We start from the raw sequence: 15,377 nt of genomic DNA on the forward strand, positions 1-15,377 counted from the left end.
GCCCACGAGGGAGACGTGCGATGATACGTCGACTCGTCGTCGTCGTCCTCCTCCTCGTGAGTTCACTCGCCTCGGGGTCGACCGTCGCGGCCGTCGAAGGTACGCCGACGCTGGACGTCGCGCTGCCCGACCACATCGTCAGCGTCGGCGAAGAGACGACGCTTCAGTTCACCCTCTCGAACGACGCGGACCTCGATACCGCCTCGACGACAGACCCGACGCTGAACGAACGTGTCACGACGGCCCGCGGCGTGAGTATCACGGTCAAGTCCGGGGAAGCGCCCGTGACGGTCCAGACGGCACGGCAACAGATAGGTAGTCTACCGGATGGGACCGTCAGTACCGTCGCCGTCGACATCGCCGTCGACGACGACGCTCGACCGGGTACGTACGACCTGCCGGTCGTCGTCCGGTACACGTACGAGGCGGAAATCGACGAAGACGGTTCCGTCGACGAGACGACGCGAACGAAGCGCACGACGGTTCCACTCACCATCGAAGACGAGGCCCGGTTCCAGGTCCTCGGTGCGACGACCGACCTTCAGCCAGCCAGTACTGGCGTGGTCACGCTCACGATGGAGAACGTCGGGACGAAGCCCGCTGCGAACGCCCGCGTCGTCCTCACCTCGACGGCCGCGAGTCTCACTTTCGACGGGGCTCCGTCGGGCAGTCGCTACGTTGGGTCGTGGGAACCCGGTGAACAGCGGTCGGTGTCCTACGTCGTCACGGCGGGTGACGCCGTTCGCGCGCAACCCTACACGTTCGAGGTAGTCACGACGTTCAGTGACACCAGTGGCGACACGGTTTCGACCGACCCGGATGCAGTAGGTGTGACACCGCTCGGCCGTATTCCGTTCGGCGTCGACGACGTCCGGTCGACGCTCGCGGTCGGTGACCGTGGGACAGTCAGTGGAACCATCGTCAACGACGGCTCCGAATCCGTGGACGACGCCGTCGTTCACATCACAACTCCCTCACGGGCGATTACGTTCGTCGAAGAGACGTACCCCGTCGGAACGCTGGACGCGGGCGAACGCGTCTCGTTCGAGTTCACCGGCGACGTCTCCAGGGTAGCCACGGCGGGACCGAGACTCTTCGACGTCGCCGTCAGCTACGAGACGGCGGGGAACAACGAGCGCACGAGCGACGCGTATCGGTTCTCGGCCGACGTCGCTCCGGAACGCGAGTATCTCGCGGTCGAACCCGTCAACGCGACGTTCGACGTCGACTCCAGCAACCGGTTCACGGTTCGGGTGACCAACACGGGAGACGAACCGCTCACCGACGTCGACGCGCACCTCCTCGCACAGGCTCCGCTCTCCAGTGACGCACCCGAGTCGTTCGTCCCCCGGCTAGAACCGGGTGAGTCGGCGCTGCTCAACTTCGAGTTGACCGTCTCGGAGGACGCCGTCGTGAACACCTACGCGGTGGCACTCAACGTCACGGCGGACACGGACGACCGGACTGTCGTCTCGGGTCCACACTCGGTCCCGGTCGTCGTCACCGAGTCCGAGTCGGCGAGCAGTGACCTCCTCGTACTCGGCGTGGGGACGCTCACTGTACTGGCCGTCCTCGCCGGTGGGTGGTGGTGGCTCCGACGGTAACTGTCGAAGGCTCCGGAAACGCTCCCTAGAGTTTTGCAGTGTGTCTTCGAGTCACAGACGATGCACGTCGTCGTCCTCGACATCGATTCGTTGCGGCCGGACCACGTGAGTTCCTACGGGTACCAGTTGGAGACCACGCCCAACATCGACCGTCTCGCGGCGGACGGGACCGTCTTCTCGACTGCCTACGCGGCCAACTCTCCCTGTATGCCGTCGCGAGCGGCGTTCCTCTCGGGGCGTTACGGGCTGAGCAACGGCGTGACCACGCACGGTCCGAGGGGCCGCATCCTCCAGTCCCCACACGTCTTGGCGGATACGAAGTACACTCGCGCGTGGTGGACGCTTCCGGAACTGTTCTTCAACAAGCGCGTCCGGACCGTCGGCGTCTCCTCGTTTCCGCGTCATCCCGCACCCTGGTTCTACCACCTCTGGCACGAGTTCCTCCATCCGCAGGAACCGGCCGGCAAGCGCGAGTCGTTCCAGACGCCGCGGGCCGAAACCGTCGCCGACCTCACTATCGACAGACTCCGAGAACACGCAGGCGACGACACGTTCCTGTACGCCCAGTTCTGGGACCCGCACACGCCGTACAACCAACCTGGGTTGGGCGAGAGCAAATCCGCCGCGAATTACCCGCTTCCGCCGTATCCGACCGCGGCGACCATCGACGCCCACCAGGAGTGGGACACGTGGCATTCGGCCTCACGACGGGGAATCGAAAGCCGCGCCGACCTCGCCGACCTGCTCGCGACGTACGACAACGAGATTCGCTACGTCGACGAACAGGTCGGGCGCATCGTCGACGTTCTCGAAGCAGAGGGACTCTACGACGACACCCTGCTCGTCGTCACGGCAGACCACGGTGAGGAGTTCGGCGAACACGGTCTATACAGCGAACACTGGAGCACGTACGAGGGGACCCAACGAATTCCGCTAATCGTTAAACCGCCGGCCGACGCCGCACCCCTTCGGTCAGAAGTCGACACTCCCGTCACGAACGTCGACATCGCACCGACGATTGCGGACTACGCGGGGTTCGACGCTCCCAAGCGGTGGCAGGGACGGTCACTTCGGTCGTCGCTCGAAGGTTGTGAAGAATCCCTTCGAGAGTTCGTCGTCGTCGAACACGGTCTCTACACTGCCCAGCGCGCGATTCGGTCCGCAGAGTGGAAACTCGTTCGCACCTATCACGCCGGGTTGTGGGACGACCGACTCGAGCGCCTCGAGTTGTACAACCTCACAGACGACCCGTGGGAGCAAGAGAACCTCGTGGACGACCGGCCGGCACTCGTCGAGGAGTTACGGACGACGATGTTCCAGTGGGTCGAAGAGAAGAGCGGTGTCTCCCAAGACTACCTCAAGACGACGGCCCGAGAGGGGCCGGCAGGGCTTCGATGGGCGAAGCGGTGACGGTAGTAGAGCGCCCCTGAGCGGCGAGAAAACCCCCTCGAGAGCCGCTCTCCACTGCTCGCCATCGGTACCTCTCGAACTCGACTCGGACTCGGCGTTTGCCCTGGTCGAAGAGCGACTCGACAGAGACAGCGATGCGACGCCGGATGTGGTAACACTGCGAGAAGAACTGCCTGCGAGCCGACACCTGTGTTTTCGAAGAAGAGTTAGGCTCGTTCGCGAACCGGCTGTGCGTGCGTGCCGTGTGGGTAGAGCTGTTTCGTGCGCTGGGCGGGTGCCACGAGTTGCTCGACCGTGTTCAGGAGGCCGCTGAAGTTCGACGGCTTCTGGACGTACGCGTCCGCACCACTCTCGTACGCACCGGAGATGTCGACGACGTTCTCGGCGTTTCCGAAGAGGACGACTGGTGCAGACGTGATGTCGACCTTCTCGTGGATGTCTTTGAGGACCGACGGGCCGCCTGCGCCGCCGAACTCTACGCTGACCAACACGAGGTCGGGCTCCTCGTGTGCCACTGCCTCCACCGCCGCGTCTCGACTGTGGACGGTTCGAACGCGCATGGGCGTTCCACTGGAACGGCACACCTCTTCGAGCAGTCGGCCCGCCAGCGGGTCGTCCTCGACGTAGACGATGTCGGCACAGGTGTCGGATATCATAGTACCACCATATCCCCCAGAACACATATGTGATACAGATTGTCCCACCGTTGAAACAGTCTTGCAACAGTCACAGACTGGTGTTTAGACAGTTCACAACCGTTTCGCGTCGTCACAGCGAGGGACGACGACGGTGGCGACGAGGCCCGTTGGGTCGTTCGCTGCGAACCGGATGTCGCCGTCGGCGATGTCGACTCCCCACTTGACGATCCACAGTCCGAGTCCACTCCCGTGTTTCAGCGGTGTCTCTATCCCGTCGTCGAGCACGTTCAACTCGTACTCCTCGATACCCGGACCGTCGTCTGCAACCTCGATACAGACGTCGTCTCCGGCGTCGACTGCCACCCACACGTGTGGGTTCTCACTCGGGTTGTGTTCGAGAGCGTTCTCGACGAGATTCGAGAGGACGGGTTCGAGCACCGAGTCGACGACGACTGTCTCGTCGGGGACGTCGAGTTGAATCGTCGCAGCAGGATGTGTGTTGCGGGCGGTGGTGACGCACTGTTCGAGAAGAGTGGTGAGTGGCACTGGTGACTCGCCTCCCCGCACCTCGTCGAACAGTTCGATAGCGTCTCGACCCTTCTCGCCGATTTCGTCGATTCGAAGTGCTCGCTTCTTGACGATTTGGGCGTTCTTGTCGTCTGCGAACTGGTCGATGTAGCCGTGGATGATGTTGGTCTCCGTCCGGATGTTGTGTCGAAGGATTCGGTGGAGAACCGTGAGTCGTTGCTGCTGTCGCAGATGCTCGCGGATGTCGTGGAACCGAATGACTCGTCCGATAGGTGTTCCGCGACCGTTACTGATGGCAGTCACCGTCACGTCGTACGGGCGGGAGTCGTTTTCGGTGGTAATCGTCAGTGGGCCAGAGAGAGAACCGTCGTCCGGGAGACGTTCGTACTCTGGGATGACGGTCTCAGCAGGGGCACCCAATAGGTCACGGCGCTCGATGCCGAGAATGGACACACAGCTATCGTTGACGTCGACGACGTTGTCGTGGACGTCGACGACGATAGCGCCCTCCTGCATCCGGTCGAAGAGCAGTTGTCGTGCGCGTCCGTTCGGCGTCGGCACCGTCCCGAGTAGTCCGAAGTGGGTGAGCGCACCTAGGTAGGCGACACCGGAGATAGAGAACGCGACCGGCGTCGGGTCGATACCTAGCGACGGCAAGAGTCCGGCGAGATACAGGAAGTTGGTCGCCCACGGGACGAGCAGTCCCACGAACAGAGTCGCACTCTGTCCGCGGAACGTCGAACTCTCGCTCGTGAGTAATCCGAGAAGCGGAACCATCCCACCGATACCGAGGAGGTACGTGTAGCCTGCGGCGACCCAGTACCACGCTCCCGCTTCTTCGACCATCACGACGCCAGTTTCGTTGGACGAGAGGGAAACGACGTACAGCAACTGGTGATAGTCACTCGTGAGCGCAAAGAGGACGGTCAGGACGGGAACGACGAACAACAGTGCGATGTAGCGGGGACGGATGTACTGGTCACGTCCGGTGTAGTCGAGAGAAAAGAGGAACCACGAGGCGGGAATCGTCATCACGCCGATCCACGAGAGATCAGTCCAGAGTAAGATTCCCTGTTGAGTCGGTGCCCGAAGCTGAAACAGAATACAGGCAGACCACCAGCACTGACCGACTAACAGTCCGACAAGCGGCGTTGCGCCCGGTTCCGGGCGTGCTCGCCAGACCAGAATCGTGGCCGCAGCACCGATGGCGACCGACGCAGAGAGAACGAGCATTAAGACCTCGGAAGTGACCACGGCTAGGACAAGCATCGCTGCCGGCATATATCAAACCCAATGACTATTGGCAATTCCAAACATAGTTACTATAAAATATATCAACAATCGACCAGTTTTGAGTGAACCAGTGGCTAACTCTCTGCCGGACAGTGGTAGCGTGAGAACGACTCGTCGTGACCTACAGGCCGGCCACCGTCGCCAGTGCGAAGAGGGCGACGACGACGAATGCTTTCGCCTCACCGGCGATTGCGAGTCGTGTGTGACGCGTGGTCCGTCCGACAAACGCCGTCACGACGAGGGTGTAGCCGAGACCACCGAGGAGCGCGAGGGACACGGGAGTCGAGAGTACTCCGCGGACGAATGCGCCGGTGACGAGGGCGACGAGTGCGAGGTTGATACCGTAGAGAATCTGTCGCGTCCGGGCGACGCCGAAGACGACGGGGAGCGTCGAGACACCGATTGCCTCGTCGGCGAACCGGTCGTGGACGTTCGGAATCTCCGTGTTGACGAACGAGTCGAGAAAGAAGTACACGAAGACGACGGCAGCAGCGGGGGTGAACAGACTATTCACGAACGCGAGTGGCAGGAAGACGAGTGAGATTGCCCACGCGAGTGAGACGATGGAGGTGTTGAGCACGAGTACTTCTTTCAACCGCTGGAAGTAGGTGCCGACCTCCGGAAGCCACTCCGAGGCGTAGAGCACCCAGAACGCGCCCGGAAGGAGCGTGATAGCGAGCGGCATCGGCCCACCGAACAGCGCGATAGCGAGAGCTAGTCCGTACGCTGCTGCCGACAGAACCGAGAGGAGCGTCTCGTGTCGGCGGACGAACGCTGACTGTGTCGGGTTCGATACCTCGTCGGTGTCGACGTCGGCGAGTCGGTCGCCCATGTACACTGCAAACGTGACCAATCCGACTACGAGCGGTGCGGGGTTCGCGGGGAGCGAGAGCGCAATTAAGACGGTAACAGACTCTGCAAGGGCGATGGCGACGAGATACGCCGAACTGAACAGCAGTGCGTCCTTCGTTCGTCTGGCCGCCGAAAAGAGATGTTCGATGAGCGTACGATACGCTGGAGTGACGTTGTCCGCATGGGTCGACTGTGTGGATTGATCAGGCATGGGATACCGACGGCAGAAGTGCGTGAAACGACCAGGTTAATCTGCCATCTAATTTAACATTATTACATAACAGCATTAAGTAAGTGGTCCCTGACGTCTCGTTTCCCACTCCTCGCTTCGGGTTTCGTCTCAGCCGACACCGCAGTTCGTACTACTCGGTCACCAGCGACGGGCCGAGTCTCGTGAGCGCGTCGAGGCCGTGAGCTTCGCCTTCCAACTGTGGGACGTGGCTGACGGGGAGGTCGAATCGGTCGTCGACCTCCTTTCGACGCCGCGCGTGCCGCGCCGCATCGCGCTGGCAGCGGTCACACGAACAGTCGTCGCGGTTCTCGAAGAGGCGGTTCAACACCATCGCATCGACTGGCACGGAGGCGTTGCGGAGGCGGGCGACGAGTCGCTCGGCTTCCGAAATCGCCATCGATTCAGGGGTGAGGACGACGCGGAAGGCAGTTCGACTGGGGTCGCGAAGCAGGGCACCGACGGTGTCGACGCGGTCACGAAGCGACGCGACTTCGTCCGACTCGTCTGTCGCTCCCCAGTACGCGGCGGGACCGAACACCATGCTCCGGGCCGCTCGGGCGGTTCGGTTGACGCGCCGTTGGACTTCGCCGGCGACGCCGAGCGTCTCGCCGAGCACTGCCGGGAGGTCGAGGAGTCGAAGCGTGTGACCGGTCGGTGCGGTGTCGAAGACGACGTGGTCGTAGTCGGTGTTCGCGTAGCGGGCGATGTACTCCAGTGCGGCCACCTCGTCGCCACCGGGGACCAACCCCGCCTCGAACAGTCGTTCCAAGTCATCGTCGCCCAATCGGAGCCCAGCGTCGCGGAACTCGTCGGCGAGTGCTTCGACCACGCCTCGGTACGCCTCTTGCCCGCGTTCGGGGTCGACTTCGACGGCGTCTACCGAGTCGGTGACCGACTGTGGCTCGCCCGTGAGCTCTCGCTCGAAGGCGTCGCCGAGCGAGTGTGCCGGGTCGGTCGAGACGACCAGCGTCTTCGCCGCCGGGTCTCGTGTCCCGAGTGCGAGCGCGTGGGCCGCCGCACAGGTCGTCTTGCCGACACCGCCCTTTCCACCGTAGAGTACCACGTCGGCCGCTCGCTGTCGACCTCGCGCAGATTGTTCTGATTGCTCGGGTCGCGTCATCACACCACAAGACGGGCGACACCACTACAAAACTGAGGGTCGCGGAGGTCAGTGCTCGGAGTCGTCTAGAATCCGGCCGTGAACGTCGATTTCACCGTTTCGGATGCGTGTGCTACTGATACGGACGCCGTCTTCGGCGACGACGAACGGCGGCGTGTGAATCTCCAGTGGATCCAGGCCGCTCGCGATTCGATGTTGGTTCACCTCGTGGGCGCGACGCTGTGCTTTCGCCTCGGGCGAGGCGATGAGCGCGTCGACGTCGGGGCGGGTCGCAGCGGGGCCGCGCGTGTCTTCCAGCGTGATTATCTCGTAGGACGCTGTGTAGGCCCCGCTCAGACGCTCCAACTCCGTTTCGAGGTCGTCGCGCCGAGCCTCGAACGAGCCGAGTAACTCCGCGTGTGACCGGTTGCTCCGCGTCTGTGTCGCGAGTTGGGTCGACGTGAGGCCGACGACGACGTGGCCGTCGCCGTCGCCGTCGTGGCTCGCGGTCTGAAACGCCTTGTGCAAGAGGGCGCGATGCCCGTTGTGAATCGGCGTGAACGTCCCGCCGAGAATCGCGATACGTTCCTGAAGTTCGTTCTGCGGCACAGTCTCGCCGTCGCAGGCCACTCAGATATAGGTGGAGGAAACGTGACGGCGCGGGACGACGGCGGGACGGCGACGCTTCTAGCCGAGTTCGATGCGCCGCTCGACGTCGGTCTCCACCGAGAAGTGTCGCCCGCCCCGGACGATGTCGGCCCCGTAGAACAGCAACGTGGACCCACCGACCGTCCCGGCGAGGAACAGCATCCACTCCTCACCCGTGGCCGTACCAGCGAGGATGTGAGGCAGAGAGTTGGCGGGGAGAATCAACGCGAACAGTGCGTACGTGAGTGCGACGAAGTACCGCCACGACACCGACACCGGGCCGACCGAGATGCGGGCGACGGTCCCGGCGACGAGTGCCGAGACTCCTGCGAGAATCATCGCCGCAGGGACGACGCTCACCAAGACCGACTGCGGACCGAAGAGACCGACGAACCCGGCGACGAGGGCGAGGTCGAACAGTCCCATGTAGACGAACCACGACTGTTTCATGTGGCTGTGGTGTCGGCGGCCGCTAATAGGTCTTGTCGACGGCTGACACGACGGCCTCGGCACACGACGAAGAGCCACAGACGGCTTCGGGGAACTACCTCGTCGAGTACGAGGAGAGGGTGTACTGGACGTGGTTCGACATCGACGAGTCGACGGCGACGCCCGGTTAGCACGCCGAGTCTCTCGACTGTCTGCGTACACCGACGCTCGTTATCGACATCCTCTTGCTCTCGGCGCACACCTCTCTACCGACATGGTCCTCGTCGACTTTCTCCCGGACACGCCGCTCGTCAACGTTTTCGTCGTCCTCGTCGCGACGGCGTTCATCTGGGTCGGCAGCGGGTGGCTCGAAACCTCCGCCGAGGAACTCTCCGAGCACTACGGCCTGCCGCCGGTCGTCCAGGGGTCTATCGTCGTCGCCGTCGGGTCGAGTTTCCCGGAACTCGCCAGCGTCGTCTTCACTGCCCTCAACGACGTCTTCGACATGGGCGTCGGCGCAATCGTCGGGTCGGCCATCTTCAACATCCTCGTCATCCCCGCACTCGCGGGTCTCGCCGTCTCCGACGACCTCGACACCAATCGCACCATCGTCTACAAAGAGGCGCAGTTCTACATGATCGCCGTCTCGGCACTAGTCGTCACCTTCGCGCTGGCGGTCATCTACAACCCCGTCTCGGGGGCGACAGATGTCGACCTTCTCGGCGAACTCACTCGACCGCTCGCCGCGATTCCGCTCGCGCTGTACGGACTGTATCTCTTCATCCAGTGGCAGGACGTCAACGACCACGAGGCCGCAGAGAGTACCGTCGAGCGGGTTGGCCGGTCGTGGCTCTTGCTCGCCGCCGGGTTGGCACTCATCCTCCTCGCCGTCGAGACGCTCGTCGGGAGCGTCGAATCACTGAGTCAGACGTTCGGCATTCCGGAGTTCCTCGCCGGTGTCACTATCGTCGCGGCGGCGACGAGTCTGCCGGACTTACTCGTGAGCGTCCGGTCTGCCCGCGTCGGAAAAGGTGTCACGAGTCTCGGCAACGTCCTCGGTTCGAACACGTTCGACCTGCTCGTCGCCATCCCGCTCGGTGTGCTCATCGTCGGTACGGTGACCATCAACTTCGCCGTCGCCGTCCCGATGTTCGGCGTCTTGACGCTCGCGACGGTCCTCCTCTTTACGTTCCTCCGGACGGACCTCTCGCTGACGTCACTCGAATCGGCGCTGCTTCTCGTCGCCTACCTCGCGTTCGTCGCGTGGGTCGTCGCCGAGACGCTCGGCTTCTCCGGCCTCATCAAGACGGTGTGAGTGCGCTTCACTCGAAGACGAATCGTCGGTACCGCCGAAGCGCGTACCACGACGAGAGAAGCGGGAGACCCCCCGTCAACAGCAGATAACAGCCGAGTGCGACGGCGACGGTAGCCGACATCCCGACGCCACCGAACAGCAGGAACCACGTCGCCACGAGTCCGAGACTCGACCCGCCGATGACGACGAACGTGAACGCCATCATGACGAGCATCGAGGGAGACACCGACTCCGTCCCCCATATCTCTCGCGCGTCGTAGATGGGGTACAGACAACCGAGACCCGGCGCGAACAGTGCCGCGGCGAGACACGCGACGACACCGGCGAGCGTGAAGGCGACGGCCACCTGCGGGAGTCCACGTAGCGTGAGTGCGACGAGCGGGACGAGCGTCGCGACGGGGAGGCCCACGGTGAGTCCGGCGACGATTCGCCCGTAGACGTAGGTCTTCGGCGACGTCTCCGTGAGGAGCAGCAGTGGAAACTGCGGTCGGTCGTCACCGAGTGGGTTCAGCCCGAACGCGGCCCCCGAGAGATACGCACCGAGGACGACGCCGAGTCCCGCGAGGAGAATCACCGACGTCTCGCTCCCCGGCCCTGCCTGTGTGAACGTCCCGACGAAGGGACCCGCGAAGAAGACGATGGTGATGAGGTGGACCAGTTCCTGTGGCTTGCGGACGGCGCGGACGAGGATGCCCCACGCGACGCCACCCGCCTGCGTCCACGCGAACGGTTTCGGCGGAGCGAAGTGCGTCGTCTCTCGCGGCGTGTCTGGCGACGAGCGACTCCGCTCGCGGGTGACGACGTCGTCTGTGAACCACAGCGTGGTCGCCTGCCGCTCCGCGAGCACCAGTCCGACCGGCGTCAGCGCGACGAGACCGAGGAGGACGACGAACCCGGTGGCGTCGACTGGACGCGCCAGCGGCGTACCGACGAACGCCAGCGAGACGTACTCCACGACGGGACCGAGGGTGAGAACCGACAGCAGCGACTCCAACGAGACGTCCGCCAATGCGAGATACTGGCCGACCAACTGCGACCCGATGAGTACGACGAGAAACAGGAGGATTCCACCCACCTGTGCGACGCGTCTGACTCGTGGTAGTCGGCGAAGCAGACGAAGCACGCCGAGTCCGAGCGCGTACCCCCAGATGGCCGCACAGCACGCGAGTGGGAGCAACACGAGTACGCCCGTGACCAGTAGAGTCGGCGCACCCAGTCCCACCGCGAACACGCCTGCGACGAGCGCAACGGGGAGACCGAACCAGAGAGCGAGGCGAGCGAGTTCGGCACCGAGCAGTCCGACGACCACCGCTCGGGGATGCACCGACGTCAACATCAGCGCTTCCGCTTCGACACCACTGATTCGCTCGACCGTTCGGAGGGCCGCAAACAGCACCAGTACGACGGGGACGAGCGACGCCGCGGGGCCGAAGAACGGAACCGTGCTCGCCGACTGAGCAGTCCGACCGGCGAAGTAGACGGTCGGGAGCATGAACAGGAGGTTCCCGCCGAGAAACAGGAACGCGACCAGAAACCCGATGATACGGCGGTTGTCCTGCAGGTACTCGCGGACGCTACGGACGAACTCCGCTCGGGCGATTCGGGTCCCGTGGCGAACGTCGTGGCGAAGGAGAGAGCGAGACTGGTCGCTCACGCGTCGTCTCCGGTTGTCGACGCCGGGGCGGTCGCTTCTGACGGCTCAGACGACTCGGACGGCTCAGACGACCCGCCCGTCCCGGATTCTTCCAGTCCCCCTGCGACGTCGGGTCCACTCGTCACCGCGAGGAACGCGTCTTCGAGCGACCCGCCGGCGTCCGTCTGCGCACGGGTCTTCAGTTCGTCGGGCGTCCCCTCGGCGACGAGGTGGCCGTCGAAGAGCACGCCGACTTCGTCGGCGACTGCCTCGACGACCGGGAGGATGTGTGTCGAGAGGAAGACCGTGGTGCCGTTGGCGGCGAGGTCGGTGATGGACTCTCGGATACTCCGGGCGGCCCGCGGGTCGAGGCCGCTCGTCGGTTCGTCGAGGAAGACGACGTCGGGGTCGTGGAGCACGCTCTGGATGAACGCCGTCTTCTGGCGCATCCCCTTCGAGTACGTCCGGATGCGCTTGTCGGCGTCGTCGGTGAGGTCGAAATCGGCGAGATACTGCTCGATACGGTCGGTCGCGACGTCGCGCGGGATGTCTCGGAGGTCGGCGCTGTACTCCAGTTGCTCGCGGGCGCTGAACTCGTCGTACACCGGCGGCGTCTCCGGCAGATAACCGATGTGAGGGACGAACGCACGACGGTTTTCGACGGCCGTTCCAGCGACACGGACAGTTCCCGAAGTGGGCTTCGAGAGGCCCGTCAGGATGCGCATCGTCGTCGACTTCCCGGCTCCGTTCGGGCCGAGAAAGCCGTAGACGGTGCCGGTCGGGATACTGAGCGAGACGCCGTCGAGCGCCGTCTCCGACCCGTAGGTCTTGCGGAGGTCGGTCGCTTCGATAGCGAGTGATGTGGTGGAGGGCATCTGTGAACGTCCCCCGGTTCGACGCTCTGGTGCGTATATGTTGGGGTTCGGAGTGTGAGACGACGGTAGTCGTCGACGGCGGTCACATCACCGTACGTCTTCGTGCGGTTCTGGGTTCGAGTACCATCAGTGGAGGGCGAGAACGTGTTCGTGTACAAACTCTGGGACCGATATCGCTCTTCTCCCGTGGCTCCGCTCTCGTCGCACGAACGTTCATGCGCCGCCGCACCGGAGAGAACGCATGACCGGCGTCTACGAACACGCGCTTGGCTCCGAAGCCGACGACCTGCATCCGAAGGTCAGAGACCGTTACGCCGTCGATGCGGACGGCACGACTGCCTCTGTCGGTCGCGGCACGATGGACATCAGTCGCGGCACGCACGTCCTCCCGGCGCTTTACGCGATGACGCCACGAAACCTCCTGTTTCCAGAGGCAGGGAAGGGCGTACCGTTCTCGGTGACGACGTTCGGCTGTCGAACCGACGGCGACCACGAGGCACTGGTCACGCGCCGCGAGTTCGCCTTCCCGCGACGACGACGGCGGTTCGACTCACTCACTGTCTGGGACGACGAGAACGACCGATTGCTCGACTTCCTCGGGACGGGCGGCCTGCTGGTGAGCGAGCTACGACCCCGTGTCGAGGCGGGTGCGCTCGTCGTCGAGAGCGGCCGACAGTGGCTTCGTCGTGACGACAGCTACCACCGCCTGCCGGGACCACTCGCGGCCAGCGTCGAGGTTCGAGACCGGTTCGACGAGGTCGACGAGCGGTATCACGTGGTGGCGACCGTCGAGAACACGCTCGCCGGGCACATCTTGAGCTATCGGGGAACGTTCACACAGGAGGACCGCGAACGCGGCGACGTCGACACGACGCCGCCGACTGAGAGACTCACCACGCTACCGGCGCAGTGAGGTGGGAGCGTCCGAGCGTGTCGGCCGCCCCGACTGGCCCATCAGGTAGCCACCGAGTATCAGTAGCCAGAACATCACCGGGTAGACGATCATCCGCTCGGTGCCGTTGTGACCGATAGGGCCGAATATGGCCGCGTTGCCGCCGTCGCCGATTGCCATGACGACGAGGAACGCGAGGCCGACGACCCCCGCGAGAGCCGACAGCGGCTTCATCACGCCGTCGACGGCCGTCAGGCTAGCGAGCGCCTGCAGGTTGAAGCAGACGAACGCGACGAGCGCGAACAGACTGTGTACCCCACCGGTGTCGAGCGGGAACAGACCCGCCCCGGCCGCACCGACGCCCGCGAGGACGAAGAGTCCGAGGAGCCACCGCTTGCCGTGCGTGCGGTAGAAGAGGTAGCCGCCGACGACGTTCAACAGGCCGGCGGCGACGAGTGAGGCGTTGAACAGCAGTGCCGTCTCGTCGATGACACCGAGGTCGCTAATCGCCGCACCGTTGAAGTCGTAGCCCGGTGCCATCGCCGACGCGAGCATGATGACCGTCATGAACTGCGCGGCGAGGAGGGCGAACAGGCCCCCCGCGAGTCGCTCGTTGTCGTACGCGATTCCGTAGAACGTCGCTGCTTGTCGGTCGTGGGATTCGATGGTAGTCATCACACAATCACCGACTGCTAGTACGCGCCCAGTGACGGTGAGTGACTACGACGGTTCTCACCGAGAGAGAACGTGGAGAGCCGGATTTACGCCACCGTCTCTTTGGGTGGGCGTCGCGCGGGCCGGTCTCGGGGAGCGAGCAGATAGGCGACGGCTACCCCCGTGGGTCCGACCTGCAGCAGAATCTCGTAGCTACTCGCGAACACCAGAAACGGCGGGAGCGTGAACGCCTGAAACAGGAGCGGGACGACGCCTGCGAACACGAACAACAGACCTCCTGCCAGCAGTGCGCCCCGTCGCCGACTCCCTCGGACGGCTCTGACCAACGGTACGACCGAGCACACGATGAGTAGGCCGCGGACGAGTTCGAGAACGACGACTTGTTCCATGGGTGGGGTTGCGAGTCCGACGAAGGACGTCTCGTAGTACGGTCGGGTAACAAGTTGGTAGTTCACACTCCCGACGACGAGGAACAAGACCACGTAGACGGCAGTGGCCGCGAGAACGCGGCCCAACCACGACGGCCACGGTCGGTCTCGGAGGTCGACCGTCGTGGTCGTCTCGGGAGGAACGTACAGCCAGGTGATCAACCCAGCCGTGACGAGTGCCGTCAACAGCTGTGAGAGCAGACCACCGGGGAGATTCGCAATCGGCGCCAACGCTGGCGCGAAGAACGTTCCTTCGAGGAGGAAGCCGACGGCGTTCGAGAACAGCAGCGTGCTCCAGACGAAGAACTGCCACGGCCGTCCGCCCGAGAGCGACCGTGCGACCGGACCGCAGACTGTGCCGACGACGACGCCAGCAACGACGACACCCCCGAGTACGGCCGTCGCGTCGTCGACACCGATTGCCACCGGGTACAGCCCGAGCAAGCCCACGATGGCGGGCGACAGTATCTGTACGAGGACGAATCCGCCCCCGACGACGACACCTCGCCAGACCCACCCGAACCGGGTAATCGTTCTGTTCATCACAACCTCACACTGGGGCCGCCTCGAGAGTCAGCGCGATGTAGGCTAACACCAGCAGTGTCGCGTCGTACGTCCCGTGGATGACGGCGCTGACGGCGCTGACGGCGCTGACGGCGATGTTCCGGGTTCGCTCGTACGCGAAGCCGACGACTGTGGCCGGTCGTTCGATTTTCGTGCCGCCGATGACGAGGCCACCGTACGAGTCGGTCGGTGTTGGTGAGGGAGTGTTCATACTAGAGAGTCGTCGCCGGACGGGATGTGGCCTTCTGTGCTTCCCACCGCT

16 protein-coding genes are annotated in these 15,377 nt (G+C 63.9%); 5 read left to right on the forward strand and 11 right to left on the reverse strand.

Features of this window, described 5'->3' with window-relative positions; translation table 11 throughout:
- Nucleotides 1-20: 20 nt before the first annotated feature.
- Together BM083_RS03015 and BM083_RS03020 are read left to right on the forward strand one after the other, a co-directional pair.
- Nucleotides 21-1,604, forward strand: a complete 1,584-nt coding sequence (locus BM083_RS03015) for a COG1361 S-layer family protein (RefSeq protein ID WP_089865574.1) — start codon at nucleotides 21-23, stop codon at nucleotides 1,602-1,604.
- A 60-nt stretch (nucleotides 1,605-1,664) separates the two neighbouring features.
- Nucleotides 1,665-3,014 carry a sulfatase family protein gene (locus tag BM083_RS03020; RefSeq protein ID WP_089865576.1) on the forward strand — a complete coding sequence of 450 codons (1,350 nt, stop codon included), beginning with the start codon at nucleotides 1,665-1,667 and terminating at the stop codon, nucleotides 3,012-3,014.
- Between the two features lie 206 nt (nucleotides 3,015-3,220).
- On the opposite strand, the gene BM083_RS03025 is transcribed toward BM083_RS03020, so the two are convergent.
- The 6 genes from BM083_RS03025 to BM083_RS03050 all read right to left on the reverse strand — a co-directional run bounded on the left by BM083_RS03025 (nucleotide 3,221) and on the right by BM083_RS03050 (nucleotide 8,754).
- Complete coding sequence (locus BM083_RS03025; protein WP_177197518.1) at nucleotides 3,221-3,670, reverse strand: response regulator; 450 nt, start codon at nucleotides 3,668-3,670, stop codon at nucleotides 3,221-3,223.
- A gap of 93 nt (nucleotides 3,671-3,763) precedes the next feature.
- On the reverse strand, nucleotides 3,764-5,413 hold the full coding sequence (locus tag BM083_RS03030) for a sensor histidine kinase (protein ID WP_089865582.1): 1,650 nt from the start codon (nucleotides 5,411-5,413) through the stop codon (nucleotides 3,764-3,766).
- A gap of 181 nt (nucleotides 5,414-5,594) precedes the next feature.
- On the reverse strand, nucleotides 5,595-6,536 hold the full coding sequence (locus tag BM083_RS03035; RefSeq protein ID WP_089865585.1) for a UbiA family prenyltransferase: 942 nt from the start codon (nucleotides 6,534-6,536) through the stop codon (nucleotides 5,595-5,597).
- A 151-nt stretch (nucleotides 6,537-6,687) separates the two neighbouring features.
- A complete protein-coding gene (locus BM083_RS03040) occupies nucleotides 6,688-7,677 on the reverse strand; it encodes an ArsA family ATPase (RefSeq protein WP_089865588.1) in 990 nt (329 codons plus the stop codon).
- A 48-nt stretch (nucleotides 7,678-7,725) separates the two neighbouring features.
- A complete protein-coding gene (locus BM083_RS03045; RefSeq protein WP_089868326.1) occupies nucleotides 7,726-8,265 on the reverse strand; it encodes a phosphopantetheine adenylyltransferase in 540 nt (179 codons plus the stop codon).
- 78 nt (nucleotides 8,266-8,343) lie between these two features.
- Nucleotides 8,344-8,754 (reverse strand): DUF7994 family protein, encoded by a 411-nt coding sequence (locus BM083_RS03050; protein ID WP_089865591.1) that lies wholly within the window; start codon nucleotides 8,752-8,754, stop codon nucleotides 8,344-8,346.
- 32 nt (nucleotides 8,755-8,786) lie between these two features.
- Between BM083_RS03050 and BM083_RS23090 the strand changes: the two genes are divergently transcribed.
- Both BM083_RS23090 and BM083_RS03055 read left to right on the forward strand, forming a co-directional pair.
- Nucleotides 8,787-8,924: a hypothetical protein gene (locus BM083_RS23090; RefSeq protein ID WP_177197519.1), complete on the forward strand. Its 138-nt coding sequence runs from the start codon at nucleotides 8,787-8,789 to the stop codon at nucleotides 8,922-8,924.
- 83 nt (nucleotides 8,925-9,007) lie between these two features.
- On the forward strand, nucleotides 9,008-10,048 hold the full coding sequence (locus BM083_RS03055) for a sodium:calcium antiporter (RefSeq protein ID WP_089865594.1): 1,041 nt from the start codon (nucleotides 9,008-9,010) through the stop codon (nucleotides 10,046-10,048).
- Between the two features lie 7 nt (nucleotides 10,049-10,055).
- On the opposite strand, the gene BM083_RS03060 is transcribed toward BM083_RS03055, so the two are convergent.
- Both BM083_RS03060 and BM083_RS03065 read right to left on the reverse strand, forming a co-directional pair.
- A complete protein-coding gene (locus BM083_RS03060) occupies nucleotides 10,056-11,702 on the reverse strand; it encodes a hypothetical protein (protein ID WP_089865596.1) in 1,647 nt (548 codons plus the stop codon).
- A complete protein-coding gene (locus BM083_RS03065; RefSeq protein ID WP_089865599.1) occupies nucleotides 11,699-12,556 on the reverse strand; it encodes an ABC transporter ATP-binding protein in 858 nt (285 codons plus the stop codon). The genes BM083_RS03060 and BM083_RS03065 overlap by 4 nt, the downstream gene beginning before the upstream one ends.
- 241 nt (nucleotides 12,557-12,797) lie before the next feature.
- On the opposite strand from BM083_RS03065, the gene BM083_RS03070 reads away from it, so the two are divergent.
- Nucleotides 12,798-13,469 carry a DUF4166 domain-containing protein gene (locus tag BM083_RS03070; protein WP_089865601.1) on the forward strand — a complete coding sequence of 224 codons (672 nt, stop codon included), beginning with the start codon at nucleotides 12,798-12,800 and terminating at the stop codon, nucleotides 13,467-13,469.
- Here BM083_RS03070 and BM083_RS03075 read toward each other — a convergent pair.
- The 3 genes from BM083_RS03075 to BM083_RS03085 all read right to left on the reverse strand — a co-directional run bounded on the left by BM083_RS03075 (nucleotide 13,455) and on the right by BM083_RS03085 (nucleotide 15,326).
- Entirely contained in the window at nucleotides 13,455-14,123 is a 669-nt protein-coding gene (locus tag BM083_RS03075; protein ID WP_177197520.1) for a DUF998 domain-containing protein, read from the reverse strand. The two genes, BM083_RS03070 and BM083_RS03075, sit on opposite strands and share 15 nt — an antisense overlap.
- Before the next feature lie 86 nt (nucleotides 14,124-14,209).
- A complete protein-coding gene (locus BM083_RS03080; RefSeq protein ID WP_089865603.1) occupies nucleotides 14,210-15,094 on the reverse strand; it encodes a hypothetical protein in 885 nt (294 codons plus the stop codon).
- Nucleotides 15,095-15,101: 7 nt separating this feature from the next.
- The gene (locus BM083_RS03085; protein WP_089865606.1) at nucleotides 15,102-15,326 is read right to left on the reverse strand and encodes a hypothetical protein; all 225 of its coding nucleotides are present in this window, start codon (nucleotides 15,324-15,326) and stop codon (nucleotides 15,102-15,104) included.
- Between the last annotated feature and the right edge of the window lie 51 nt (nucleotides 15,327-15,377).

This window comes from Halogranum rubrum (assembly GCF_900114455.1).
Lineage (GTDB): Archaea > Halobacteriota > Halobacteria > Halobacteriales > Haloferacaceae > Halogranum > Halogranum rubrum.

Bases quoted from the DNA above. Each gene is read 5' to 3' on its own strand.
- BM083_RS03050 (WP_089865591.1), bottom strand. From the start codon at position 8,754: ATGAAACAGTCGTGGTTCGTCTACATGGGACTGTTCGACCTCGCCCTC.
- BM083_RS03070 (WP_089865601.1), top strand. From the start codon at position 12,798: ATGACCGGCGTCTACGAACACGCGCTTGGCTCCGAAGCCGACGACCTG.
- BM083_RS03040 (WP_089865588.1), bottom strand. From the start codon at position 7,677: ATGACGCGACCCGAGCAATCAGAACAATCTGCGCGAGGTCGACAGCGA.
- BM083_RS03065 (WP_089865599.1), bottom strand. From the start codon at position 12,556: ATGCCCTCCACCACATCACTCGCTATCGAAGCGACCGACCTCCGCAAG.
- BM083_RS03015 (WP_089865574.1), top strand. From the start codon at position 21: ATGATACGTCGACTCGTCGTCGTCGTCCTCCTCCTCGTGAGTTCACTC.
- BM083_RS03085 (WP_089865606.1), bottom strand. From the start codon at position 15,326: ATGAACACTCCCTCACCAACACCGACCGACTCGTACGGTGGCCTCGTC.
- BM083_RS03075 (WP_177197520.1), bottom strand. From the start codon at position 14,123: ATGACTACCATCGAATCCCACGACCGACAAGCAGCGACGTTCTACGGA.
- BM083_RS03055 (WP_089865594.1), top strand. From the start codon at position 9,008: ATGGTCCTCGTCGACTTTCTCCCGGACACGCCGCTCGTCAACGTTTTC.
- BM083_RS03025 (WP_177197518.1), bottom strand. From the start codon at position 3,670: ATGATATCCGACACCTGTGCCGACATCGTCTACGTCGAGGACGACCCG.
- BM083_RS03020 (WP_089865576.1), top strand. From the start codon at position 1,665: ATGCACGTCGTCGTCCTCGACATCGATTCGTTGCGGCCGGACCACGTG.
- BM083_RS03080 (WP_089865603.1), bottom strand. From the start codon at position 15,094: ATGAACAGAACGATTACCCGGTTCGGGTGGGTCTGGCGAGGTGTCGTC.
- BM083_RS03030 (WP_089865582.1), bottom strand. From the start codon at position 5,413: ATGCTCGTTCTCTCTGCGTCGGTCGCCATCGGTGCTGCGGCCACGATT.
- BM083_RS03035 (WP_089865585.1), bottom strand. From the start codon at position 6,536: ATGCCTGATCAATCCACACAGTCGACCCATGCGGACAACGTCACTCCA.